The sequence below is a fragment of the Streptomyces sp. NPDC048419 genome, assembly GCF_043200415.1.
Taxonomy (GTDB): domain Bacteria; phylum Actinomycetota; class Actinomycetes; order Streptomycetales; family Streptomycetaceae; genus Streptomyces.
Genome location: NZ_JBICXT010000012.1, coordinates 204,542 through 227,913 on the forward strand (window position 1 = coordinate 204,542; position 23,372 = coordinate 227,913).

The window sequence follows — 23,372 nt, forward strand, 5'->3', positions numbered from 1 at the left end:
GCCCCCCGCCCCCCCCCGGGGGGGGGGGGGTGGGGGGGGGGGCCCCCCCGCGGCGGGGGCCGCGGGGGGGGGGGGGGGGCGCCCCCCCGCCCCCCCCCCCCGCCCCCCCCCGCCCTGTGCCGAGGTGGTCAGGCCTTGCGTGCCCGCGTCGTCTTCTTCGCGAGAGCCGCCTTCTTCGTGGTCCCGGCCGCCTTCTTGGTGGCTGCGCCGCCGGCGGTCCTGGCCGTCGCGGTCTTCTTCGCCGCCGACTTGGCCGCGACCGTCTTCTTGGCCGCCGCCCGGCGCGGAGCCTTCACCGAGGTCCCGTCGCTGATGCGGTCGGCGCTGAGGATCTCCCGCAGGAACTTGCCGGTGTGGCTCGTCGGGACCCCGGCGACCTCCTCGGGCGTGCCCTCGGCGACGACGAGTCCGCCGCCCGCGCCGCCCTCGGGACCCATGTCGACGACCCAGTCGGCGGTCTTGATCACGTCGAGGTTGTGCTCGATGACGATGACCGTGTTGCCCTTGTCGACCAGGCCGGACAGCACCTTCAGCAGCTTGCTGATGTCCTCGAAGTGCAGACCGGTGGTCGGCTCGTCCAGGACGTAGACCGTGCGTCCGGTGGAGCGCTTCTGCAGCTCGCTGGCGAGCTTCACGCGCTGGGCCTCACCGCCGGACAGGGTGGTCGCGGCCTGGCCGAGCCTGACGTAGCCGAGGCCGACGTCGTTGAGCGTCTTGAGGTGGCGGTTGATCGCCGGGACGGCCTCGAAGAAGTCCATGGCCTCCTCGATCGGCATGTTCAGGACCTCGGAGATGGACTTGCCCTTGTAGTGGACCTCCAGGGTCTCCCGGTTGTACCGGGCGCCGTGGCAGACCTCGCACGGGACGTAGACGTCCGGGAGGAAGTTCATCTCGATCTTGATCGTGCCGTCGCCCGCGCAGTTCTCGCAGCGGCCGCCCTTGACGTTGAAGGAGAAGCGGCCGGGCAGGTAACCGCGGACCTTCGCCTCCGTCGTCTCCGCGAACAGCTTGCGGATGTGGTCGAAGACGCCGGTGTACGTCGCCGGGTTGGAGCGCGGGGTGCGGCCGATCGGCGACTGGTCGACGTGCACGACCTTGTCGACGAGGTCGTCGCCGTCCACGCGCGTGTGCCGCCCGGGGACACTGCGGGCGCCGTTGAGCTCGCGCGCCAGGTGCGTGTAGAGGATGTCGTTGACCAGCGTCGACTTGCCCGAACCGGACACGCCCGTGACCGCCGTGAACACGCCCAGCGGGAACGAGACGTCGATGTCCTGGAGGTTGTTCTCGCGGGCGCCGTGCACCGTGAGCAGCCGGGACGGGTCGTGCGGGCGCCGGATGTCGGGCAGCGGGATGGCCTTCTTGCCGGCCAGGTACTGGCCCGTCTGCGACTCGGTGTTGGCCAGCAGCTCCTTCAAGGAGCCGCTGTGCACGACCTTGCCGCCGTGCTCACCGGCGCCGGGGCCGATGTCGACGACCCAGTCCGCGACCTTGATGGTGTCCTCGTCGTGCTCGACGACGATGAGCGTGTTGCCCATGTCGCGCAGCCGGACCAGGGTCTCGATCAGCCGGTGGTTGTCGCGCTGGTGCAGGCCGATCGACGGCTCGTCGAGGACGTAGAGAACGCCGACGAGGCCGGAGCCGATCTGGGTGGCCAGGCGGATGCGCTGCGCCTCGCCGCCGGAGAGGGTGCCCGCCGCGCGGTTCAGCGAGAGGTAGTCCAGGCCGACGTCGACCAGGAACCGCAGCCGCTCGTTGACCTCCTTCAGCACGCGCTCGGCGATCTTCTTGTCGCGGGCGCTCAGCTTCAGCTCGCCCAGGAAGTCCGCGCAGTCGCTGATGGACATCGCGGAGACCTCGGCGATCGACCTGCCCATGATCGTGACCGCGAGGACGATCGGCTTCAGGCGCGTGCCCTCACAGGTGGGACAGGGCACCTCGCGCATGTAGCCCTCGAAGCGCTCGCGGCTGGCGTCGCTCTCGGCCTCGCTGTGCCGGCGCTTCACGAACGGAACGGCACCCTCGAAGGGCGTCGTGTACACGCGCTCGCGCCCGTACCGGTTGCGGTAGCGGACCTCGATCTGCGTCTTGTGGCCGTGCAGGAGCGCCTTCTTCGCCCGCTGGGGCAGGCCCGCGAAGGGGATGTCCGTACGGAATCCCAGCGCGTCCGCGAGGGCGCCGATCAGACGGCCGAAGTAGTCCTTGGTGTGCCCGTGCGACCAGGGGTGGATGGCGCCCTCGTCGAGGGACTTGTCCTCGTCCGGGACGATCAGCTCCGGGTCGACCTCCATGCGCGTGCCGATGCCGGTGCAGTCGGGGCAGGCGCCAAAGGGCGAGTTGAAGGAGAAGGAGCGGGGCTCCAGCTCCTCGAAGGACAGGTCGTCGTACGGGCAGTACAGGTGCTCCGAGAACATGCGCTCACGCTCGGGGTCGTCCTCGGGGAGGTCGACGAAGTCGAGCACGACCATGCCGCCGGACAGGCCGAGCGCGGTCTCCACGGAGTCGGTGAGGCGGCGCTTGGCGGAGTCCTTCACCGTGAGGCGGTCGACGACCACCTCGATGGTGTGCTTCTCCTGCTTCTTCAGCGTGGGCGGGCTGGAGAGCTGGATCGTCTCGCCGTCCACCCGCGCGCGGGAGTAGCCCTTGGTCTGCAGATCGGAGAAGAGGTCGACGAACTCGCCCTTGCGCTCGCGCACCAGCGGCGACAGCACCAGGAAGCGGCTTCCCTCCGGGAGCTCCAGGACCCGGTCGACGATGGCCTGCGGCGACTGGCGCGAGATCGGGCGGCCGCACTGGGGACAGTGCGGCTTGCCGATGCGCGCGAAGAGCAGACGCAGGTAGTCGTAGACCTCGGTGATGGTGCCGACCGTCGAGCGCGGGTTGCGCGAGGTCGACTTCTGGTCGATGGAGACGGCCGGGGACAGACCTTCGATGAAGTCGACGTCCGGCTTGTCCATCTGGCCGAGGAACTGGCGGGCGTACGAGGAGAGCGACTCCACATAGCGCCGCTGGCCCTCGGCGAAGATCGTGTCGAAGGCCAGGGAGGACTTGCCCGACCCGGACAGGCCCGTGAAGACGATGAGCGAGTCACGAGGCAGGTCGAGCGACACGTTCTTCAGGTTGTGCTCACGCGCGCCACGGACGATGAGACGGTCGGCCACAGCCGGTCCGCACCTTTCTTGAGAGAAGTGACAGGGGCAGGGCCCCGTGCTTCTTCAGACTAGGGGGAGCCACTGACAACGCCGGTCGGATTCCAGGATGCATAACAATCCGCGGCTCTCCAGCATGCCCGACGCCACTTCCGACCATATAGCACGCGTATTCGATTTACGGCACTGCTTCACCACCTTCACCCAAAGGTGTGGCGGGACTAGGGTCATGACCATGATTGATCACGGTCATGACCTGGCCTCTGTACGTGAAGCGACCGACCGGCTGCTCACCGCAGCCGCCGAGCTGGACAACGCGGCGGTGGCCGAGCCGTCACGGCTCCCGGGGTGGACCCGCGGGCATGTCCTGGCCCACCTCGCGCGCAACGCGGACGCTCTGGTGAACGTCCTCGAGGGCCGTCCCATGTACGCCTCCGGTCAGGCGCGCGACGCCGAGATCGAGCGGGACGCCCGGCGCCCGCTCGACGTCCAGCTCACGGACGTGCGCGACAGCGGGGCGCGCTTCCAGGAGACCGGAGCCGCGCCCGCGGACTGGTCGCGCACGGTGGAGCTGCGCAACGGCGTCACCGACTCGGCGTCCAGCGTGCCGTTCCGGCGCTGGGTCGAGGTGGAGCTGCACCACGTGGACCTCGGGATCGGGTACGAGCTGGAGGACGTGCCGGCGGAGTTCGCCGAGCGGGAGATCGACTTCTTGGCGCGGCGCTTCTCGGGTCATCCCGATGTGCCTCCCACGCGCCTGACGGGCGGCACGCACGCGTGGCGGACGGGCCGCGAGGCGACGGAGCCGGAGGTCACCGTGACGGGTTCGGCGCCGGAGCTGCTCGGCTGGCTCGCCGGGCGCCGCGACGGCTCCGGACTCACCGTGCGGGACGGCTCGCTCCCGGCGCTTCCCCCGTTGTGACCGCGCGGCCCGCTGCCGGGGACGCGGGCGCGCTCCCCGGCGATAGGCTGGCCGCCATGACGTACAGCGGACAGGTGACGGTCGGCGGCCCGGCGGACGTGCACGAGCTCAAGGACCTGATGATCACCAAGATCGCGGTCGGCCCGATGGACAACAACGCCTATCTGCTGCGCTGCCGGGCCACCGACGAGCAGTTGCTGATCGACGCGGCGAACGACGCGGACACACTGCTCGGCATGATCGGCGACGACGGCATCGCCTCCGTCGTCACCACGCACCAGCACGGCGACCACTGGCAGGCGCTCGCCCAGGTCGTCTCGGCCACCGGCGCCCGCACCTTCGCCGGCCGTGAGGACGCCACCGGCATCCCGGTACCGACCGACGTCCTCGTCGACGACGGCGACACCGTCCGGGTGGGGCGCGTGGAGCTCACCGCGCGCCATCTGGTCGGGCACACGCCGGGCTCGATCGCCCTCGTCTACGACGACCCGCACGGCCATCCCCATGTGTTCACGGGAGACTGCCTCTTCCCGGGCGGCGTCGGCAACACCCGTAAGGATCCGAAGGCGTTCGCCAGTCTCATCCACGACGTGGAGACGAAGATCTTCGGCGCGCTGCCCGACGAGACCTGGGTCTACCCGGGCCACGGGAACGACACGAGCCTGGGCACGGAGCGGCCGCATCTGCCGGAGTGGCACGCGCGCGGGTGGTGATGGGCCGGGGGAGCTCCTCCTGTCGCGGACGGTGAACTCCGGTGGTGGGGGCGTGCGTACACAGCGCACGCGCCCCGTGTGAAGCGTTCGCACACGCCGGAGCCATGTGCACGCTCCCGGCGCGCCGTGTGGTGCAGTCCACTGGAAGCAGCCCCGCACAGGATGACGGCTCCTGCGCGGTATGGGCCGCCGGTCTTTCAATCCCCGCCCTCGACCGGCGGCCCCGGCGTTTCACCAGCAGGAGGGCCGTAAGGGGCACCCGCCAGGACGACAGGACTTACGCGTCCGCCTGTGCCGCCCCCACCACGGCGGCGACGCGCTCCACGCCGAACACGTACCCCTGCACCCCGCACCCGGCGATCACGCCGTCCGCGCGCAGCGAGACGTACGAATGGTGCCGGAAGGACTCGCGCTGGTGGATGTTGGAGATGTGCACCTCCAACACCGGCATCCCGTCACAGGTGTTGAGCGCGTCCAGGATCGCGACCGACGTGTGGGAGTAGGCACCGGGGTTGATCACGATCCCGCAGTGGCTCAGCCGCGCCTCATGGATCCAGTCGACCAGCTGCCCCTCGTGGTTGGACTGCCGGAAGTCCACCGTGCCGCCGTGCGTGGCCGCCGCCTTGGCGCACAGGGCCTCGACGTCGGCGAGGGTGTCCTTGCCGTAGATCTCCGGCTGGCGCTGGCCGAGCAGGTTCAGGTTGGGCCCGTTGAGAATCATGATCGGGGCGTTGGCCAGGGTGCGGGGCACGGTTCCTCCGGTCCGGTGGATTGCGGCGATCCGTCGGGGACCGCTGTTCGGACCCGGTTTATCACGGTGCATGCGCGGCGCCACGGCACGTACCCTCCCGGCATGACGACGATCTCGTACCCTCTCAAACCCTCGCCCGGAGACCGGGTGGCGGTGATCTCGCCCTCCGCGGGCCTGCCGGGGCTCTTCCCGCGCCCGTACGAACTCGGGCTGGAGCGGCTGCGCAAGGAGTACGGGCTCGAACCGGTGGAGTATCCGGCGACCCGCAGGATGGGCTCGACACCGCGGGAACGGGCCGACGACATCCACGCCGCGTTCGCCGACCCGGACGTCAAGGCCGTCTTCGCGTCGATCGGCGGCGAGGACCAGATCACCGTCCTGCCACTGCTGGATGGGGAGTTGATCCGGGCGAACCCGAAGCCGTTCTTCGGGATGAGCGACAACACCAACCTGCTGCTGTATCTGCGCAACGCCGGGATCGTCGGCTACCACGGTGCGACGGTGATGTGCGAGCTCGGCCGCCCCGGTGCCATGCACCCGCAGACCGCCGACTCCCTGCGGGCCGCGCTGTTCACCCCGGGTCCGTACGAACTGCGGCCCGCCGAGCGCTGGAACGACGTCAACGGCGACTGGGCGGACCCAGCGACCTTCGACGCGGAACCGGCCTCACGGCCGGGCGACGGCTGGACCTGGGTGAACCCCGACCGGGCGGTCGAGGGCCGCAGTTGGGGCGGCAACCAGGAGATCCTGGGCTGGCTGCTGATGGCCGACCGGGGGATCTCGCACGACCAGGCCGAGTACGACGGCGGCGTGCTGTTCCTCGAGACCTCGGAGGAGCTGCCGAGCGCCGACGAGGTCTTCCGCACGCTGCGCAACATGGGCGAGCGCGGCCTGCTCCAGCGCTTCTCCGCACTGCTGATGGGACGCGCCCGGACCTGGTCCCTCCTGCGCCCCAACAGCCCTGACGAAGCGGCCCGTTACGCGGCCGGCCAGCGCGAGGCCGTCCTGCGCGCCATGCGGGCGTACGCCCCCGAGACGCTGATCGTCTTCGACGTCGACCTCGGCCACACTGATCCGCAACTCGTCATCCCCTACGGCGGCTTCGTCCGCGTCGACGGCCCCGCCCGGCGCATCACCGTCACGTACTGACCCGCCGTGCTGTGGATGTTCCCGACGGTCGCCCTCCTCGCGACCGGTGAGCCGCTGCCGATGTTCACCGGCTTCCTGGGCGCGCTGCTCGCGTTCATCACGATGTTCGGGGTGATCGCCGCCTACCTGCCCGAGCTCTACGAACCGCGCGTGCGCTGCACGGGAGCCGCCGTCGGCTACAACCTCGGCGGAGTGCTCGGGGGCGCGCTCACGCCGATCGCGGCCACGGCGCTCGCCGGGCACGGCGGCCGGGTGCCGTGGGGCGTCGGCGCGTATCTGACGGGGATCGCGCTGCTGAGCCTCGGCTGCTTCGCCCTACTGCCCGAGACACGGCCGGTGCCGGCGGCCGTCCCCGAGCCGGTCATGGAGTGACCAGGGTGGTCACGGATTGATCGCCAGCTCCAGATAGGCCGCGAACAGCACCAGATGGACCCCGCCCTGGAGCGGCGTCGCCCGGCCCGGCACCACGGTCAGGGAGGCCACCACCACGGTCAGCGCGAGCAGCACCATGTGCACGGAGCCGAGGCCGAGGACGAGCGGGCCGGAGAGCCAGATCGAGGCCAGGGCGACCGCCGGGATGGTCAGGCCGATGCTCGCCATGGCCGAGCCGAGGGCGAGGTTCAGGCTGGTCTGCACCCGGTCGCGGCGGGCGGAGCGCAGGGCGGCGATGGTCTCCGGGAGCAGCACCAGGAGGGCGATGACCACGCCGACGACGGCGTGGTGCAGCCCGGCCGCCTCCACCCCGGACTCGATCGTGGGCGACACGCCCTTCGCCAGTCCGACCACGCCGATCAGCGCGATGAGGAGCAGGCCGAGGCTGATCAAGGCGGTACGGGCGGTCGGTACGTCGGCGTGGTCGTCCGCCGTGATCACCTCACCCTGCCGGGTGATCGGCAGGAAGTAGTCGCGGTGCCGCACGGTCTGGGTCGCGACGAACAGGCCGTAGAGGATCAGCGAGGAGAGTGCGGCGAAGGTGAGCTGCACTCCCGAGAACTCCGGGCCCGGCTTGCTGGTGGTGAACGTCGGCAGCACCAGGCTGAGCGTGGCCAGGGTGGCGACGGTCGCGAGGGCGGCGCCGGTGCCCTCGGGGTTGAAGACCGCCGTGCCGTGGCGCAGGGAAGCGACGAGCAGGCAGATGCCGACGATGCCGTTGCAGGTGATCATCACCGCCGCGAAGACCGTATCCCGGGCCAGCGTCGAGCTCTTGTCACCGCCGTCGGCCATGAGCGTGACGATCAGGGCGACCTCGATCACCGTGACGGCGACGGCCAGCACGAGGGAGCCGAAGGGCTCCCCGACCCGGTGGGCGACGACCTCGGCGTGGTGCACGGCGGCCAGCACGGCGCCCGCGAGGACGACCGTCACCACGGCGACGACGGCGCCGGGCAGATCGCGGCCCCAGGTGAAGGCGAGCAGGACGATCGCCAGCACCGGAACGCTGAACGTCCACTGTGTCGTGAGCGACCTCAGCCGAGCGATCATGAAGTGATCGTCGCAGGGGCGCCCGGGCCCCGCACTGCGGCCGTCCGGGCCTGGACCCCGACCGTGCACGGCTGGATGTTCGGCTGTTGTGCGGAGCCCATGAGCCTCACTTGATCTCGGTCATCTCGAGCACGTCGCAGTCCGTGAAGGACGGCGGCCGGGTGCACAGCGCGGCCATGCGCTCGGCCATCTTCGTCGTCTCGGGGTCGTTGCTGTTGCGCATGGCCTCCTCGTAGGAGTCGAACTCGATCACGACAAGAAAGCGGCCCGGCGTGTTGCGGTCCCGCAGGACCAGGCGGTGCGCCGGGCCGCCGCTGCGGCCGGCGAACTTCTTGTCCATCTCCTCGGACAGGGCGCGCATCTCGTCGATGCGGTCGGTCTCGAAGTCCACGATCTGCACGAACTTCATGGGTGCGTCCACGGTGCCTCCCCGGCCGGGGCACTCCCGGAGCGGAAGCGCCATCCACCCAACGAAGCACCGGGAGCGGTCTGCGGCAATTCGGAGCGCACCGCTCCCGGTGGTGGTTGTTTCTACGCCTGTCGCGGTCAGGCCTTCATGCTGTCCTTCGCAGCGCCTTCGCTCTCCGCCCGCGCCGCCTCGTCCGCCGCCTGCTTCCTGGACGCCCGCAGGCTGGTGATCGTGGTGACGATCAGGACGGAGCAGATGACGCCGAGGGAAACCGGTATGGAGATCTCCGGTACGTGCACCCCGGACTCGTGCAGCGCGTGCAGCACCAGCTTCACGCCGATGAAGCCCAGGATGACCGACAGGCCGTAGCTGAGGTGGACCAGCTTCTTCAGCAGGCCGCCGATGAGGAAGTACAACTGCCGCAGACCCATCAGCGCGAAGGCGTTGGCGGTGAACACGATGTACGGGTCCTGGGTCAGGCCGAAGATCGCCGGGATCGAGTCCAGCGCGAAGAGCACGTCGGTGGTGCCGATCGCGAGCATCACGACCAGCATCGGGGTCATGACCGGCTTGCCGTTCTCCTGGATCCACAGCTTGGTGCCGTGATACCGGTCGGCCACGCCGAACCTGCGCTCCGCGGCCTTGAGTAGCTTGTTCTCCTCGAACTCCTCGTCCTCCTCGTCGGTCCGGGCCTCCTGGATGAGCTTCCAGGCGGTCCAGATCAGGAAGGCGCCGAAGAGGTAGAACACCCACGAGAAGCTGGCGAGGATCGCGGCGCCCGCGGCGATGAAGATCGCCCGCAGGACCAGGGCTATGAGGACGCCCACGAGCAGGACCCGCTGCTGGTACTGCGAGGGAACCGCGAACTTCGCCATGATCAGGACGAAGACGAAGAGGTTGTCGACGCTCAGCGACTTCTCGGTGATGAAGCCGGCGAAGAACTCGCCGCCCGCCCCGCCGCCGCCGAAGACGAGCAGGCCGAGGCCGAAGAGCCCGGCGAGGGCGATCCAGACGACGGTCCAGATTCCGGCTTCCTTGATGGACACGTCGTGCGGTTTGCGGCCGATGAAGAAGTCGACCGCGATCAGGGCCGCCAGGCCCACGATGGTAAGGACCCACAGGGTCACGGAAACATCCACTGCGCCTCCGGCAGTACGTAACGGCAAATGTCAGCGTCGTCGCTACCGGAGGTCTCTTCCACCCAGGCACGGGCCCTGGGCCGACGCCCCGGGATCTGGTTGATCCGTACTGACGGGTGCGCCGCAGCAGACAGGGAGTACTCCCCTCCGTGAGGAAAACAGTACCCCAATCGCCAAGAAAAGGTAAAGCGATTGGCAAAAGAAAACCCAAATAGCCTGGTCAGAGCTCTTTACGTGTACTTGGTTCGGGCGGCCGCAACCTGGGTGAGCACCTGCTGGAGCACCTGGCTGCCGGGCGGCACGAGCGGCGGCTCGTACGTCCAGGCGTGGCCGACCCACGGGTCGGCCAGGTGATCGTCGGGCACCGGGGTGAGTCGCAGCAGCGAACGCCACAGCGGATCGAGCAAAGGCCCGTAACCGGCGGCCTCCTCGCGGTCCGCGACCATCATCAGATGGACGCCCACGGCCGGGCCCTCGTCCGCGAGGTAGCGCAGCTGGGTCACGGCACGGTCGTCGAAGCCGTGCGGGAAGTCGTTGACGATCAGGAGCTGCTCGGCGGTGTCGAGGCCGGGCGGCAGCGAGTCGGCCGCGCCGCCGCGCACCGCCATCTGCACCAGGTCGACCCGCTGGGTGAGCCGGGTCAGGACGTCCGTCACCCCTGCCGCGCCGAGGGCGGGCGGCGCCGCGAGCACGCCGGTCTGCACCAGCGGCACGAGCGCCTGGGCCCCGGAGCCGGCCGGGTCGACGACGTGCACGGCGAACTCGCCCGCCGGATAGACCGCGAGCAGCCGGGCCGCCAGCGCCACGGCGGTCTCCATCGCGAGGTGCCGCAGCGCGTGGGTGTCCGCGACGTCGTCGTCGAGATAGGCGGTGCGGCCGCTGTCGATCCACAGACCGCGCTCCAGCGGCAGGCGGACCAGCATCGGGATGCGCAGCAACTCGCTCTCGGGCAGCCGGAGATCGCCCAGTCGCAGGGCCATGGGGATCTCCATCGGCACCCGGTAGCCGTGCCAGACGGGGTTGTCCCAGCGTGCGTAGGCGGGCGGCAGTGCGGGCTCGACGACGTCCGACTCGGCGCCGAGCTGGGTGAGGTCCCGGTCGAGCGCCGCCCTGGCCTGGTCGACCAGCTGCGTGTGCTTGGCGCGGGCCGCCTCGCGCGCGGCGTCGCCCTGCCCGCCGATCCTGCTGCGCGGGTCGGAGAGGACCCGGTCCAGCTCCTTCTCCATGCGCGACTCGGCGAAGTCGACGGCGCTGCGGTACGCGGACGTGGCGCGGGCCAGGTCCTCGAACATGCCCCAGACCTGGTTGTAGAGCCGCTCGTCCATGGACCAGCCGGTCGCGTCGCCCGCGACGGGCTGCGCGGGCTGCCCCGGTTGGGCCGGGGGCGCGGTCGGCGGGGGCGGAGGCGGAGCGGAGGTCTGCCGGCCCGGGTGGCTGTAGTCGACCGGGCCGCCCGCGGTGGGCGTGGCCGGCTGGGTGACCGCGGAGGGGTCGACCGGTTCGGTGGGATGTCCCGGCTGGGTGCCCTGCGGCCCGTAAGGGGACGAGGACTGCGGGCCCGCCGGTCCGGGGGTGCCCTGGCGCGTGGGGCCGCCCTGGTCGGGGCCGAGCGCCGGTGCGGCGGTCTGGCGTGCGCGGTCGCCGTCCGCCGTCCGCTGCGGAGGCGCGTGCACCGACCGCGCCAGGCCCTGGGCCACGGCTTCGTTGATGGTGCCCGCGAGCTGGGGGGCCTCGGACAGGCCCTGGTCAGTGAGGAGTTCGGCAAGGCCGCCGGCGTATCCCTGGCCCACGGCGCGGACCTTCCAGGCGCCCTGGCGGCGGTAGAGCTCCAGGGCGACGACGGCCGACTCGGCGTCCAGACCGGTGATCGTGTAGCTGGCGACCTCGGCGCCGTCGAGGCCGGTGACCGCGATGAAGGGGGCGGCGACCGCGCCGAAGCGGACCGGGCCGCCGGCGCCTGTGGGCAGGGCGAGCAGCACGTTGACGCTGTGCACGGCCTCCGGCATGGCGTCCAGGTCCACCGCGAGCCGGTGGTCGGCGGCCGCCTGCTTGGAGACCTCGAGCCCCGGCAGGGTGGGCGCGCCCGGGTGGGCCACCCATTCGACGCCGCGGGCCCTGCCGTCCGCGTCGCTGAGCGTGGCCGAGGCCACGATCGGTGTGCCGGCCGAGACCCGGATCTCGAGACGGGCCTGGGAGAGCGGGTGATTCTGTCCTCGCACCAGCTCGGCCGTCATCGCCCTCGTCCCCCTGTGTCGCTGATGTGTGGTGTGGTGTGCGCCGGGGCCCGCCCCACGGAGGGGCCCCGGCCCGTTCGGACTACAGGTGCGGCAGGATCGACGGCATCAGGTCCTGGAAGGTGCGGCCGTTGGCCGGCGTACCGAGGGCCGTCATCGTCCAACCGGGGCCCGAGCGGTGCACCTTGGCCATGATCTGGGCGGTGTAGGCGCCGCCGCCCGCCAGCGTGTAGCGGGCCAGCTCCTGGCCGTTGGTCTCGTCCACCAGGCGGCAGAACGCGTTCTGCACCTCCTGGAACGTCTGGCCCGTGAAGGAGTTCACGGTGAAGACGATCTGGTCGATGTGGACCGGGATGCGCGCGAGATCGACGAGGATCGCCTCGTCGTCGCCGCCCTGGCCGGCACCGCCGACGAGGTTGTCACCGGTGTGGCGCACGGAGCCGTCGTCGCTCACCAGGTGGCGGAAGAAGACGACGTCGACCGGCTGCTTGTCCGCGAACAGCACGGCGGAGGCGTCCAGGTCGATCTCCCGGGTGCGCGAGCCGAACAGGCCGCGCCGGGGAGCCGCCTGCCAGCCGAGACCCATGCGCACCGCGGTCAGGCTGCCCCCGTCGTTCTTCTGCAGACTGATGGCCTGACCCTTTGTCATGTTGACGGTCACGCGCTGATTCCCCTCTCGAGCTGTCCCCTGTTGCCGCGATATCGCGGTTGTCGAGAACCCTACGCAGGGCCACCGACAGCGACGAACCCCGACCCGTGCTTTGTGTCGGTCTTGCAACACAGCGCGCACGGGCCGGGGTACGGCAGCTGGTGGCGCCCGGTCAGGCCAGGCCCGCCTCCCGCATCTGGCGCAGTTCCTTCTTCATCTCGGAGATCTCGTCACGCAGCCGGGCCGCGATCTCGAACTGGAGGTCGCCGGCGGCGGCACGCATCCGCGCCGTCATCTCCTCGATCTGACCGGCGAGTTCGGCCGCGGGCCGGTCGGTCGGCACCGTCTCCTTGGCCTTGCCCTTGGCGGTCCTGGCACCGCCGGCCGCCTTGTTGCCGAGGGCGGGCACGGGCGCCTTGGCGGCCTTGCCGTCCTTCGACTGGCGGTAGCCGGAGCCGAGCAGCTGCTCGGTGTCGACGTCCTCGCGGGCGATCTGCGCGACGATGTCGTTGATCTTCTTGCGGAGCGGCTGGGGATCGATGCCCCGCTCCGTGTTGTAGGCGACCTGCTTCTCCCGGCGGCGGTTGGTCTCGTCGATGGCCTTCTCCATCGCCGGGGTCATCTTGTCGGCGTACATGTGGACCTGGCCGGAGACGTTGCGCGCCGCGCGGCCGATGGTCTGGATCAGGGACGTGCCGGAGCGCAGGAAGCCCTCCTTGTCGGCGTCCAGGATCGCCACGAGCGACACCTCGGGCAGGTCGAGGCCCTCACGCAGCAGGTTGATGCCGACCAGTACGTCGAACTCGCCCGAGCGCAGCTCCCGCAGCAGCTCGACGCGGCGCAGGGTGTCGACGTCGCTGTGCAGATAGCGCACCTGGATGCCGAGCTCCAGGAAGTAGTCGGTGAGGTCCTCGGCCATCTTCTTGGTGAGGGTGGTGACCAGGACGCGCTCGTCCTTCTCGGTGCGCGTGCGGATCTCGTGCACCAGGTCGTCGATCTGGCCCTCGGTGGGCTTGACGACGACCTCCGGGTCGACGAGGCCGGTGGGGCGGATGATCTGCTCGACGACGCCGTCCCCGCGCGAGAGCTCGTACTTGCCCGGGGTCGCCGACAGATAGACCGTCTGCCCGATGCGCCCCTGGAACTCCTCCCACTTCAGCGGGCGGTTGTCGAGGGCGGAGGGCAGCCGGAAGCCGTGGTCGACGAGGGTGCGCTTGCGGGAGGCGTCGCCCTCGTACATGGCGCCGATCTGCGGCACGGTGACGTGCGACTCGTCGATGACGAGCAGGAAGTCGTCCGGGAAGTAGTCGAGCAGGGTGTTCGGCGGGGAGCCGGGCAGGCGGCCGTCGAAGTGCATCGAGTAGTTCTCCACGCCGGAGCAGGAGCCGATCTGGCGGAGCATCTCGAGGTCGTACGTGGTGCGCATGCGCAGCCGCTGGGCCTCCAGCAGCTTGCCCTGCTTCTCCAGCTCGGCCAGGCGCTCGCCGAGCTCCTTCTCGATGTCGTTGACGGCCCGCTCCATGCGCTCCGGGCCCGCGACGTAGTGGGAGGCCGGGAACACGTACAGGTGCTCGTCGTCGCTGATGATCTCGCCGGTGAGCGGGTGCAGCGTGGACAGGGCCTCGATCTCGTCGCCGAACATCTCGATGCGGACGGCCAGCTCCTCGTAGACCGGGAAGATCTCGATGGTGTCGCCGCGGACGCGGAAGGTGCCCCGGGTGAAAGCCAGGTCGTTGCGCGTGTACTGGATGTCGACGAAGCGGCGCAGCAGCTGGTCCCGGTCGACCTCGTCGCCGACCTTGAGGGGGACCATGCGGTCCACGTACTCCTGGGGTGTACCGAGGCCGTAGATGCAGGACACCGAGGCGACCACGACGACGTCACGGCGGGTGAGCAGCGAGTTGGTCGCGGAGTGGCGCAGCCGCTCGACCTCCTCGTTGATCGAGGAGTCCTTCTCGATGTAGGTGTCCGACTGCGGGACGTAGGCCTCGGGCTGGTAGTAGTCGTAGTACGAGACGAAGTACTCGACCGCGTTGTTGGGCAGGAGCTCGCGGAACTCGTTCGCCAGCTGGGCGGCCAGGGTCTTGTTCGGCGCCATCACGAGTGTGGGGCGCTGGAGCTTCTCGATCATCCACGCGGTGGTGGCGGACTTGCCGGTGCCGGTCGCGCCGAGCAGGACCACGTCCTTCTCGCCTGCCTGGATGCGCCGGGCGAGGTCGGCGATGGCCTGTGGCTGGTCGCCGCTGGGCTGGTAGGGGCTGACGACCTCGAAGGGCGCCACCGTGCGTTCGATGTTGGAAACGGGCCGCATGGAGTCAACCGTACGACCCGGCACTGACAACGCGGTCCGGTCAGCGGTTCTGCGGGGTGCGGGAGCCGCGCCGGCCCGAGAGCCGGACCGGGCGCAGCGGCGGGCGGTGGGCCTGGTGGTGGACCGCCGGATGGGCCGGGACGCCCGGCTTGTTCTCGACCGGGGTCACGGCCGGTTTGCCCATGACCATCATCGGGTCGAACATCACGACCACACCGGCGAGGACGAGGAAGGCGAGCGGGCCGACGAGCATGGGCCACAGCAGCTCGGCGGGCGATTCGCCCTGGGTGGGGACGCCCGTGTCGTGGAGATGGACGCTGAGGGCCGCCATGCCCGTGTAGTGCATGCCGCTGACGGCGAGTCCCATGACGAGGCTCGCGCCGACGCTCCACGCGAACCCTCTGACCTGCCCGGCCGCCCACAGGGCGGCCGTCGCGGCGACCATGGCGATGACGACGGAGGCGGCGACGGTCAGAGTGTTGTACTCCAGCTTTCCGTTCAGGCGCACTCCGGCCATGCCCAGATAGTGCATCGAGGCGACGCCCAGGCCGGTGATCGTGCCCCCGGTGAACAGGGCCGCTCCCCTGGCCCCCCGGTAGCCGACGATGAAGATCCCTACGCCCACCATCACGATGGCGACGCCGAGGCTGGCGAACGTCAGCGCCATGTCGTAGTGGATCGGCGCCTGTTTGACCGTGAAGCCCATCATGGCCACGAAGTGCATGGTCCATATGCCGGAACCTATGGCCGCCGAGCCGAGGGCGAGCCAGCCGGGGCGCCACGACTGCGCCACGAGCATCGATCTGGTGGTGCAGCGCAGGCCGAGGGCACCACCGAGGCAGGCCATGAGATAGGCCACCACCGGTGTGACGAGTCCGTACGTGAATCCGTCGACCGTGCCTCGCATGCGCGGCTGCCCTTCCGCCCTCTTCGACCTGTGATTCGCTGAAATGCGCCCCCTCCCAGGACCGCCCGAGCGGTCAGGGTTGAGGCAGAGAGTATGGCCCCCACCGGAATGGTCGAACGATATTCCGGCAAAGAAACACGTCGTTGCCCCAGTTGTGCGGCACCGGTGTGCGGACTTGGGCGACACCATTCGATGTGTGGCCATTCTGCACTCCGGCGTTGTTCACGCACTGCTGTCACAGTTGACCTGTCCGTGATAGACCGACGTGAGGGGTACGCATGTACGCGCGCGCTGTCGCCGCCATCACCGCCGCTCTCCTGGGGACGGCAGCCCTTCTGGTGCCCGGTTCCGATGCCAAGGCAGGTTCCCATGCCGCGGTCCCTCACGCCCGCGCGGGCGCCGTCGCCACCCGGCCGCTGGTCATCGGCCACCGGGGGGCCTCGGCCCAGGCACCCGAGAACACGCTGGCCGCCATCGACAGGGCGGCCGAACTGGGCATCTCCTGGGTCGAGAACGACGTCCAGCGGACCAAGGACGGCGAGCTCGTCGTCATCCACGACGACAGCCTTCAGCGGACGACGAATGTGAAGGACGTCTTCCCCCACCGGGCGCCGTGGAAGGTGAAGGACTTCACCGCCGCCGAGATCGCGCGCCTGGACGCGGGCAGCTGGTTCGGCTCCCGGTTCGCGGGCACGCGCGTGCCGACGCTGACGCAGTACCTGCGCCGTGTCGAGCACAACCACCAGAAGCTGCTGCTGGAGATCAAGAACCCCGAGCTGTACCCGGGCATGGAGCGGCAGATCCTGAAGGTCCTCGGCAACGAGGGCTGGCTCGACCGGCAGCACCTGGCGGGCCGGCTGATCGTGCAGAGCTTCGGCGCGGACAGCCTGCGGATCGTGCACGACCTCGCGCCCGCCGTCAGGACGGCCCTCCTCGGCACGCCGCGCGTCGCGGACCTGCCCGCGTACGCGGGCTTCACCGACGGGATCAACCCGTCCCACGGCACGATCTCCAGGGGTTACGTCGCCGCCGTGCACTCCGTCGCGGGAGCGCACGGCAGGCCGCTCGCCGTCTTCGCCTGGACCGTCGACGACGCGGACACCGCCCGCCAGGTCGCCCGTTACGGCGTCGACGGCGTCATCAGCGACAAGCCGGACGTGGTCCGGACCGCGCTGCAGGCCCCCTGAGTCCCGCTGCGCCGGGCGTTGTCAGTGGCGGGTCGTACCGTGGGCGCATGGACAGCGATGGGCAGTACGAGCAGCAGGTCGTGTGGGCCGTGGTCGGTACCGAGATCGGTCCGCTGCTGCTGGCCGCGACCCGGGAGGGCCTGGTCAACGTCGTCTTCCACGCCACCGACGCGGTGCGCGACAAGGCACTCGCCCGGCTCGCGTCCCGGCTGGGCGGCGAGCCCGTCGAGGCTCCCGACTCACCGCTGCTGGCCGAGGCGATACGGCAGGTCGGGGCCTACTTCACCGGTCGCCGGCGGGACTTCGAGCTGCCGCTGGACTGGTCGCTGACCTCCGGCTTCAATCGGCAGGTGCTGCGTGAACTGGCCGCCGGCGTCCCGTACGGCGCGGTCGTGGGCTACGGCGATCTGGCCGGGCGGGTGGGCCAGCCGGGCGCGGCCCAGGCGGTCGGGACGGCGATGGGGTCCAATCCGCTGCCGGTCGTCGTGCCCTGCCACCGGGTGGTGGAAAGCGACGGGGGCATCGGCGGGTTCGGGGGCGGACTGGAGACGAAGCGCAGGCTGCTCGCGCTGGAGGGCGTGCTGCCCGAGCCCCTTTTCTGAGGGGTGCGAGAAGGGTGGTCGGGTCGGGAAGGCAGTAGCAGACTCCGCCATGCGCACAGCCACTGGCATCCGAGGACTCGGAGCCGAAGGGACGGCGATCACGCATGACCGGAAACAGGGCAGTCGCTTATCTCAAGCCGGGCACGGTGGAAGTCAGGACCATCGATCACCCGACGCTTGAACTCCAGGACGGGCCTGGGGTGGCACCGGGCAATGTCGGCCGGAAGTGCCGGCACGGTGTGATCCTCAAGGTGCTCGCCAGCAACATCTGCGGAAGTGACCAGCACATGGTGCGCGGGCGGACGACCGCACCGGAGGGGCTGGTTCTCGGACACGAGATCACCGGAGAGGTGGTCGAAAGGGGACCGGACGTCGAGTTCGTCGAAGTCGGCGACATCGTCTCCGTACCGTTCAACATCGCCTGCGGGCGCTGTCGCAACTGCAAGGAACGCGCGACCGGCATCTGCCTGAACGTCAACCCGGCCCGCCCCGGCGCGGCCTACGGGTATGTCGACATGGGCGGCTGGGTCGGCGGCCAGGCCGAGTACGCCATGATCCCGTACGCGGACTTCAACGTGCTGAGGTTCCCGGACCGCGACGAGGCGCGCGAGAAGCTGCTCGACCTGACCATGCTGTCGGACATCTTCCCGACCGGCTTCCACGGCGTGGTGAGCTCGGGCGCCGGTGTCGGTTCCACGGTGTACGTCGCCGGGGCGGGCCCGGTCGGTCTCGCCGCCGCCGCTTCGGCACAGCTGCTGGGCGCCGCCGTTGTCGTCGTCGGCGATCTCAACCCCGAACGCCTCGCCCAGGCGCGGAGCTTCGGCTGCGAGACCGTCGACGTCTCGCAGGGCAGTGTCGAGGACCAGCTCGCGCAGATCCTCGGGGAGCCCGAGGTGGACGCGGCGGTCGACGCGGTCGGCTTCGAGGCGCGTGCCCATGGCAAGGACGCACAGGAGGCACCCGCGACGGTGCTCAACTCCCTGATGGGCGTCACGCGCGCGGGCGGCGCCCTGGGCATCCCGGGGCTGTACGTCACGGACGACCCCGGTGGGATCGACCAGGACGCCAAGTCCGGGACGCTGAAGGTCCGGCTCGGCCTGGGCTGGGCCAAGAGCCACCACTTCACGACGGGACAGTGCCCGGTGATGAAGTACCACCGCGGCCTGATGATGGCGATCCTGCACGAGCGCGTGCACATCGCGAAGGCGGTCAACGCGACCGTCATCGGCCTGGAGGACGCACCGCGCGGCTATGCCGATTTCGACCAGGGCGCCAGCCGCAAGTACGTGCTCGATCCGCACGGCACGCTGAGCGGCGTGAGCCCCGTCTGACCTGCTGAACAGGAGGAATGAGGCACAGAGGGAAGGGGGACAGTGGTGCCCGCGCGTACGCGCGCGTGGGCACCCCCTCCTCACGGCCGGACGGCTAGTCGTAGTGCCGGGCCTCGAAGACGTTCCCGTCCGGGTCGCGGAAGTAGAAGCTGCGCCGGGCCTTGCCGCGGGCGCCGTAGGAGTCGTAGGAGAACTCCGAGACGGGGACGGCGCGTTCCTCGAGGCGGCCGTGCAGGGCGTCGAACTCCTCGCCGGGCAGGGCCAGGCAGACGTGGTTGACCGGGTGGCCGGCGCTGTCGGCGGCTCCGGGGACCATCTTCATGCCCGGTGCCATGGAGTGCGGCATGAGATCGATGATCGTCTCGTCGTTGACCCGGACCGAGGGGAAGGAGACCTCCCCGGCGGAGAACTCGGTGAGCCTGAGGGGCCGCAGTCCGACCGCCTTCTCGTAGAAGTCGGCCGAGGCGACCGGGTCGCCCACCCACAGGACCACATGGTCGAGACGCGTCGTGTTGTCCGTCATGTTCTTCAGGCTGATGTGATCTCCCACGGGCCGCAAGGGTCCGGCCGGAAGCAAGGCCGCCGCTCCCCCGGTGCTACGGCTTGCGGCCCCACGCCGAGATCATCGGGGCCGTCGCCAGGTCCATCCCGCCGGCCGCGACGTTCGCCAGGTGGCGGTCGATGTCCTCGTCCGTGGCGATGTCCGCGGCGACGAGGCGGTCGCGGATCTGGCGGACGGTGGCCGACTCCAGGGCGGCGCAGGCCGGGGAGGTGAGCGGGAAGTACGCGTCGGCCCGCACGTCGTGCAGCCCCGCCTCGCGCAGCAGGCGCGGGAGGCGGCGGCCGTAGGAGAGGTCGGCGCCCCGTTCGGCGAGCAGCCGGCGGAAGCCGCGGCGCAGCCGGTTGGCGAGTTCCTGCGCGGGGCCGTGCTCGTCGGGGCAGGTCAGGGGCTGCAGGGCCGGATCGGCGTCCTCGATCAGGAGCACGCCGCCGGGGCGCAGGGCGTCGACCATCGACCGCAACGCGCGTTCGCGGTCCGGGACATGGACCAGGACGAGGCGGGCGTGCACCAGGTCGAAGCCCTCGCCCGGGGGCTCCTCGGCACCCACGTCGTGGACACGCACGCTCACCGGCGGGCGGGCGACGGAGGCGAGCAGCGAGGTGTCGATGTCGGTGGCGACGACCTCCCCGTCCGGGCCCACCTTCTCGGCCAGCCAGGACACCACGGAGGTGCCGCCCGCACCGACCTCCCAGCAGCGCTTGCCGGGGCCGATGCCGAGCCCGTCGAGATGCCGGAACGTCGTGGGGTCGAACAGGGCGGTGAAGGCGTCGAAGCGCTCCTCCGCCTCGGTCTGCCGGTTCTCGAGGAGGTATCCGTCGGATTCGCTCATGCCGCGATCATCCCAGTCGCGGGCGTGCCGAGAGCCGCCGGGAATCCTTCGTCCACAGGCGGGAACAAGCGGAATGCCCTGCTCCCACAGCCTCACCCGCCCCTTACGCAGACCTGGCACACTGGCCCGTCAAGGCACATAGAGGCGGGTCGTCCGGGCAGGGCGAACCGCCGACCGCGTTTCGAGCCCGGAGATCCACGCAAGGAGATCCATATGTCCATGGCAGGGAATCTGCGGAAGGTCACGCACCTGGGCAAGGTGGGCAACCTCCGCAAGGTGGCACGGTTGACCCGGCGGCGCCCCCGCGTCGACCTGAGCCACCCGGCCCGCTCCCCGCTGGGCTCCTCGGTGGTGAACTGCGTGACGTACCGCGACGGCGTGCGCGAGCCGGCCGGCAGCGACCTGGTCGACGCGGTGAAGCGCGTGCGGAAGAACGGCGACGGGTTCGTGTGGCTGGGCCTGCACGAACCGACGGACCAGGAGTTCGCGGGCATCGCCGAGCTCTTCGACCTGCATCCGCTGGCGGTGGAGGACGCGGTCGAGGCCCATCAGCGCCCCAAGCTCGAGCGGTACGGCGAGACGCTGTTCGCGGTGTTCAAGACCGTCTGCTACGTCGAGCACGAGAAGTTGACCGCGACGAGCGAGGTGGTGAACACCGGCGAGATCATGGTGTTCACCGGCGAGGACTTCGTGATCACGGTCCGGCACGGCATGCACGGCTCGCTGGGCCCGCTGCGCGAGGAGCTGGAGTCCGACCGGGAACAGCTCTCGAAGGGCCCGGCGGCGGTGCTGCACGCGATCGCCGACCATGTGGTGGACGACTATCTGCACGTCACCGACGCGGTCCAGGCGGACATCGACCAGGTCGAGATGGACGTGTTCGCGGAGAACGGCGCGCGGGCCGACCCGGGCCGGATCTACCAGCTGAAGCGTGAACTGCTGGAGCTGAAGCGGGCGGTCGTCCCCCTCGGCCGCCCGGTCGAGGAGCTCGCCACCCGGCCGATCCGGGTGGTGGGCCCGGAGATACAGACGTACTTCAGGGACGTCTTCGACCATCTGATGCGGGCCAAGGACCAGATCGCCGCCTTCGACGAACTGCTCAACTCGATCCTGCAGGCGCACCTCGCGCAGGTCACGGTCGCGCAGAACGAGGACATGCGGAAGATCACGGCCTGGGCCGCGGTGATCGCCGTGCCGACGATGGTGTGCGGTGTCTACGGCATGAACTTCACGTACATGCCCGAGCTGCACTGGACGTTCGGCTATCCCCTTGTCCTCGGCGTCATATCCATCGCGTGCCTGGCGCTCTACCGCGGCTTCCGGCGCAACGGCTGGTTGTGAAACGACCCTGCGGGCCGGTCAGTTCGTCGTCTTCCTGGCGTAGACGCTGTGGGCGAAGTCGGCGATCTGGTCCTCCGTCAGATGCTGGGCCAGGTCGGCCTCGCTGATCATGCCGACCAGCCGCTTGTTCTCGATGACGGGGAGCCGGCGGATCTGGTGGCCCTGCATCTCCCGGAGCACGTCGCCGACGTCGGCGCCCGAGTCGATCCACCGCGGCGTGCCGTGGGCCATCTCACCGGCGGTGATCCTGGCGGGGTCGTGGCCCATGGCCACGCAGCCGACGACGATGTCGCGGTCGGTGAGGATGCCGCACAGCCGCTCGTTCTCGTCGCTGATGGGCAGGGCTCCGACGTTCAGCTCGCGCATCAGCTGGGCCGCGCGGTCCAGCGTCTCGTGGGCGGGGATCCACTGGGCACCACGGTGCATGATGTCTCCGGCAGTGGTCATGGAGTACCTCCCGATGCCGGACGGCCGGCGCGGCGCAGGACGCACCGCTAGTCCCGGCGCCCTTCATTCTCCCGGCGCGGCCCGCCCGGTGCACCCGGAACTCCGCGGTAACAGGCGCCCTGCGGACCGCTTCAGGCCGAGAAGGCGACGACCTTCCGCGGTACGACGCGGATGATCACGCGGACCTCGTCGTCCTGCTCCGCGGGCGGGTCGATGCCGAGGTACTTGTGCGAGAGCTCGTGCGGGAGCCGCTTGCCCTCGTCCGGGAGGATCTCGGCGGTGCCGCGGATCTCGACCGAGGTGTAGGGGTCGGCGAGGTCGAAGACCGAGAGGCTGATGCGGGGGTCGCGGCGGAGGTTGCGCACCTTCTGGCGTCCGTCGGTGGAGGAGAACACGACGGTGTCGCCCTCGCGCTTGATCCAGACCACGGAGTTCTGCGGGGCGCCGTCCGGGCCGAGGGTGGCGACGCCGGCGAAGTTCTTGCCGTCGAGCAGCGCGCGGACGGGGGCGGAGAAGGTGACCGGATCGTTCGAGGAGGTCGTCATGGAGCCACAGTAACTACATGCACGCGCATACAGAAGCGGATTCGCCGATCAGCTTCTCCACGCCGGATGCCGTGGGTCGTCCGCGCGGACCAGGACGTCGGCCGTGCCCGCGGGGTCGGTCTCGTCGGCGTAGCGCTCGTAGGCCGGGAGCGTCCAGTGGTCGGCCTCGGGGGTGCGGCGGCGCAGGGCGCCGGGCGAGAGCAGGACGTGGATGGTCAGGTCGAAGGGGAACCAGTGGCGCAGCAGGAGGGGACCGTGCAGCAACAGCAGCCCGCCGGGCGGGAGTTGGACGTACGGGCTGCGGGTGGCGCGGTCGGTGACCGGGTCCCACAGGTCGGGCAGGACGCGTCCGTCGCCGCCGGGTTCGAGGGGGCCGAAGACCTCGCGCCACAGGGCGCCGGTGTCCAGCCGGCCGTCGTAATAGGCGTCGATGTCCTGGCGGCCGTACTGCAGACGGACGGAGGCGGGCCGCAGGAAGCCCTCCGCGCCGACGGTCAGCGAGGGTCGGCCGCGCACGCGCAGGGCCTCGGCGACCCGCTCGGCGAGGTCTCCGGGGCGGGCCGCCGGGGCGCCGTCGAAGGCGATGCGCGGCCAGGAGCCGCCGTCGGACGTCCCGAGGTCGAACAGGCGCTCCGCCAGCAGGTCGCCGAGCCGGTCCCAGGTGATCGCTTCGAGTCGCACACGGCCATCATGCGTCAGCCTCGGCGCGAGCCGCG

At 70.3% G+C, this 23,372-nt stretch carries 21 protein-coding genes and 1 pseudogene; 8 read left to right on the plus strand and 14 right to left on the minus strand.

Going from position 1 to position 23,372, the window contains the following annotated elements; translation table 11 throughout:
* Nucleotides 1-128: 128 nt before the first annotated feature.
* A complete protein-coding gene (gene uvrA / locus ACGFYN_RS25265; protein WP_393868121.1) occupies nucleotides 129-3,158 on the minus strand; it encodes an excinuclease ABC subunit UvrA in 3,030 nt (1,009 codons plus the stop codon).
* 223 nt (nucleotides 3,159-3,381) lie between these two features.
* Here uvrA and ACGFYN_RS25270 point away from each other — a divergent pair, with 223 nt between their 5' ends.
* Nucleotides 3,382-4,068 (plus strand): maleylpyruvate isomerase family mycothiol-dependent enzyme, encoded by a 687-nt coding sequence (locus ACGFYN_RS25270; protein WP_393868122.1) that lies wholly within the window; start codon nucleotides 3,382-3,384, stop codon nucleotides 4,066-4,068.
* 56 nt (nucleotides 4,069-4,124) lie between these two features.
* Nucleotides 4,125-4,781: an MBL fold metallo-hydrolase gene (locus ACGFYN_RS25275; RefSeq protein WP_393868123.1), complete on the plus strand. Its 657-nt coding sequence runs from the start codon at nucleotides 4,125-4,127 to the stop codon at nucleotides 4,779-4,781.
* Between the two features lie 277 nt (nucleotides 4,782-5,058).
* Here ACGFYN_RS25275 and aroQ read toward each other — a convergent pair whose 3' ends face one another.
* Nucleotides 5,059-5,532 carry a type II 3-dehydroquinate dehydratase gene (gene aroQ, locus ACGFYN_RS25280; RefSeq protein ID WP_393868124.1) on the minus strand — a complete coding sequence of 158 codons (474 nt, stop codon included), beginning with the start codon at nucleotides 5,530-5,532 and terminating at the stop codon, nucleotides 5,059-5,061.
* A gap of 102 nt (nucleotides 5,533-5,634) precedes the next feature.
* Here aroQ and ACGFYN_RS25285 point away from each other — a divergent pair, with 102 nt between their 5' ends.
* A complete protein-coding gene (locus tag ACGFYN_RS25285; protein WP_393868125.1) occupies nucleotides 5,635-6,681 on the plus strand; it encodes a S66 peptidase family protein in 1,047 nt (348 codons plus the stop codon).
* A 3-nt stretch (nucleotides 6,682-6,684) separates the two neighbouring features.
* Nucleotides 6,685-7,053 (plus strand): annotated as a pseudogene (locus tag ACGFYN_RS25290) (MFS transporter); the annotation flags it as partial.
* Nucleotides 7,054-7,062: 9 nt separating this feature from the next.
* Here ACGFYN_RS25290 and ACGFYN_RS25295 read toward each other — a convergent pair.
* The 7 genes from ACGFYN_RS25295 to ACGFYN_RS25325 form a co-directional block, all read right to left on the minus strand.
* Complete coding sequence (locus tag ACGFYN_RS25295; protein ID WP_393868126.1) at nucleotides 7,063-8,163, minus strand: calcium:proton antiporter; 1,101 nt, start codon at nucleotides 8,161-8,163, stop codon at nucleotides 7,063-7,065.
* Between the two features lie 106 nt (nucleotides 8,164-8,269).
* A complete protein-coding gene (locus tag ACGFYN_RS25300) occupies nucleotides 8,270-8,584 on the minus strand; it encodes a hypothetical protein (protein WP_393868127.1) in 315 nt (104 codons plus the stop codon).
* A gap of 125 nt (nucleotides 8,585-8,709) precedes the next feature.
* Nucleotides 8,710-9,711 (minus strand): TerC/Alx family metal homeostasis membrane protein, encoded by a 1,002-nt coding sequence (locus ACGFYN_RS25305; RefSeq protein ID WP_393868128.1) that lies wholly within the window; start codon nucleotides 9,709-9,711, stop codon nucleotides 8,710-8,712.
* A gap of 230 nt (nucleotides 9,712-9,941) precedes the next feature.
* Complete coding sequence (locus tag ACGFYN_RS25310) at nucleotides 9,942-11,945, minus strand: TerD family protein (RefSeq protein WP_393868129.1); 2,004 nt, start codon at nucleotides 11,943-11,945, stop codon at nucleotides 9,942-9,944.
* A gap of 82 nt (nucleotides 11,946-12,027) precedes the next feature.
* Nucleotides 12,028-12,606: a TerD family protein gene (locus tag ACGFYN_RS25315; protein WP_393868130.1), complete on the minus strand. Its 579-nt coding sequence runs from the start codon at nucleotides 12,604-12,606 to the stop codon at nucleotides 12,028-12,030.
* A gap of 160 nt (nucleotides 12,607-12,766) precedes the next feature.
* On the minus strand, nucleotides 12,767-14,905 hold the full coding sequence (gene uvrB, locus ACGFYN_RS25320; protein ID WP_393868131.1) for an excinuclease ABC subunit UvrB: 2,139 nt from the start codon (nucleotides 14,903-14,905) through the stop codon (nucleotides 12,767-12,769).
* 40 nt (nucleotides 14,906-14,945) lie between these two features.
* A complete protein-coding gene (locus ACGFYN_RS25325) occupies nucleotides 14,946-15,812 on the minus strand; it encodes an MHYT domain-containing protein (protein WP_393868132.1) in 867 nt (288 codons plus the stop codon).
* A 278-nt stretch (nucleotides 15,813-16,090) separates the two neighbouring features.
* Here ACGFYN_RS25325 and ACGFYN_RS25330 point away from each other — a divergent pair, with 278 nt between their 5' ends.
* The 3 genes from ACGFYN_RS25330 (at nucleotide 16,091) to fdhA (ending at nucleotide 18,932) form a co-directional block, all read left to right on the plus strand.
* Entirely contained in the window at nucleotides 16,091-16,999 is a 909-nt protein-coding gene (locus tag ACGFYN_RS25330; RefSeq protein WP_393868133.1) for a glycerophosphodiester phosphodiesterase, read from the plus strand.
* A gap of 47 nt (nucleotides 17,000-17,046) precedes the next feature.
* Nucleotides 17,047-17,601: a methylated-DNA--[protein]-cysteine S-methyltransferase gene (locus ACGFYN_RS25335; protein WP_393868134.1), complete on the plus strand. Its 555-nt coding sequence runs from the start codon at nucleotides 17,047-17,049 to the stop codon at nucleotides 17,599-17,601.
* Nucleotides 17,602-17,705: 104 nt separating this feature from the next.
* Nucleotides 17,706-18,932 (plus strand): formaldehyde dehydrogenase, glutathione-independent, encoded by a 1,227-nt coding sequence (gene fdhA / locus ACGFYN_RS25340; RefSeq protein ID WP_393868135.1) that lies wholly within the window; start codon nucleotides 17,706-17,708, stop codon nucleotides 18,930-18,932.
* A 94-nt stretch (nucleotides 18,933-19,026) separates the two neighbouring features.
* On the opposite strand, the gene ACGFYN_RS25345 is transcribed toward fdhA, so the two are convergent.
* Both ACGFYN_RS25345 and ACGFYN_RS25350 read right to left on the minus strand, forming a co-directional pair.
* Nucleotides 19,027-19,455, minus strand: a complete 429-nt coding sequence (locus tag ACGFYN_RS25345) for a VOC family protein (RefSeq protein ID WP_393868136.1) — start codon at nucleotides 19,453-19,455, stop codon at nucleotides 19,027-19,029.
* A gap of 73 nt (nucleotides 19,456-19,528) precedes the next feature.
* Nucleotides 19,529-20,323, minus strand: a complete 795-nt coding sequence (locus ACGFYN_RS25350; RefSeq protein WP_393868137.1) for a methyltransferase — start codon at nucleotides 20,321-20,323, stop codon at nucleotides 19,529-19,531.
* Between the two features lie 213 nt (nucleotides 20,324-20,536).
* Between ACGFYN_RS25350 and ACGFYN_RS25355 the strand changes: the two genes are divergently transcribed.
* Complete coding sequence (locus ACGFYN_RS25355; protein ID WP_393868138.1) at nucleotides 20,537-21,664, plus strand: magnesium and cobalt transport protein CorA; 1,128 nt, start codon at nucleotides 20,537-20,539, stop codon at nucleotides 21,662-21,664.
* A gap of 18 nt (nucleotides 21,665-21,682) precedes the next feature.
* On the opposite strand, the gene ACGFYN_RS25360 is transcribed toward ACGFYN_RS25355, so the two are convergent.
* The 3 genes from ACGFYN_RS25360 to ACGFYN_RS25370 all read right to left on the minus strand — a co-directional run bounded on the left by ACGFYN_RS25360 (nucleotide 21,683) and on the right by ACGFYN_RS25370 (nucleotide 23,337).
* Nucleotides 21,683-22,111, minus strand: coding sequence for a CBS domain-containing protein (locus ACGFYN_RS25360; protein WP_393868139.1), 429 nt, complete (start codon nucleotides 22,109-22,111; stop codon nucleotides 21,683-21,685).
* Nucleotides 22,112-22,242: 131 nt separating this feature from the next.
* Entirely contained in the window at nucleotides 22,243-22,656 is a 414-nt protein-coding gene (locus ACGFYN_RS25365; protein ID WP_393868140.1) for a PPOX class F420-dependent oxidoreductase, read from the minus strand.
* A 48-nt stretch (nucleotides 22,657-22,704) separates the two neighbouring features.
* On the minus strand, nucleotides 22,705-23,337 hold the full coding sequence (locus tag ACGFYN_RS25370; protein WP_393868141.1) for a uridine kinase: 633 nt from the start codon (nucleotides 23,335-23,337) through the stop codon (nucleotides 22,705-22,707).
* Between the last annotated feature and the right edge of the window lie 35 nt (nucleotides 23,338-23,372).

Excerpts from the sequence above, each read along its gene's own strand:
- ACGFYN_RS25270 (WP_393868122.1), top strand. The coding sequence starts at position 3,382 with ATGATTGATCACGGTCATGACCTGGCCTCTGTACGTGAAGCGACCGAC.
- ACGFYN_RS25275 (WP_393868123.1), top strand. The coding sequence starts at position 4,125 with ATGACGTACAGCGGACAGGTGACGGTCGGCGGCCCGGCGGACGTGCAC.
- ACGFYN_RS25285 (WP_393868125.1), top strand. The coding sequence starts at position 5,635 with ATGACGACGATCTCGTACCCTCTCAAACCCTCGCCCGGAGACCGGGTG.
- ACGFYN_RS25295 (WP_393868126.1), bottom strand. The coding sequence starts at position 8,163 with ATGATCGCTCGGCTGAGGTCGCTCACGACACAGTGGACGTTCAGCGTT.
- ACGFYN_RS25310 (WP_393868129.1), bottom strand. The coding sequence starts at position 11,945 with ATGACGGCCGAGCTGGTGCGAGGACAGAATCACCCGCTCTCCCAGGCC.
- uvrB (WP_393868131.1), bottom strand. The coding sequence starts at position 14,905 with ATGCGGCCCGTTTCCAACATCGAACGCACGGTGGCGCCCTTCGAGGTC.
- ACGFYN_RS25325 (WP_393868132.1), bottom strand. The coding sequence starts at position 15,812 with ATGCGAGGCACGGTCGACGGATTCACGTACGGACTCGTCACACCGGTG.
- ACGFYN_RS25330 (WP_393868133.1), top strand. The coding sequence starts at position 16,091 with ATGTACGCGCGCGCTGTCGCCGCCATCACCGCCGCTCTCCTGGGGACG.
- ACGFYN_RS25335 (WP_393868134.1), top strand. The coding sequence starts at position 17,047 with ATGGACAGCGATGGGCAGTACGAGCAGCAGGTCGTGTGGGCCGTGGTC.
- fdhA (WP_393868135.1), top strand. The coding sequence starts at position 17,706 with ATGACCGGAAACAGGGCAGTCGCTTATCTCAAGCCGGGCACGGTGGAA.
- ACGFYN_RS25345 (WP_393868136.1), bottom strand. The coding sequence starts at position 19,455 with ATGACGGACAACACGACGCGTCTCGACCATGTGGTCCTGTGGGTGGGC.
- ACGFYN_RS25350 (WP_393868137.1), bottom strand. The coding sequence starts at position 20,323 with ATGAGCGAATCCGACGGATACCTCCTCGAGAACCGGCAGACCGAGGCG.
- ACGFYN_RS25355 (WP_393868138.1), top strand. The coding sequence starts at position 20,537 with ATGTCCATGGCAGGGAATCTGCGGAAGGTCACGCACCTGGGCAAGGTG.
- ACGFYN_RS25360 (WP_393868139.1), bottom strand. The coding sequence starts at position 22,111 with ATGACCACTGCCGGAGACATCATGCACCGTGGTGCCCAGTGGATCCCC.
- ACGFYN_RS25365 (WP_393868140.1), bottom strand. The coding sequence starts at position 22,656 with ATGACGACCTCCTCGAACGATCCGGTCACCTTCTCCGCCCCCGTCCGC.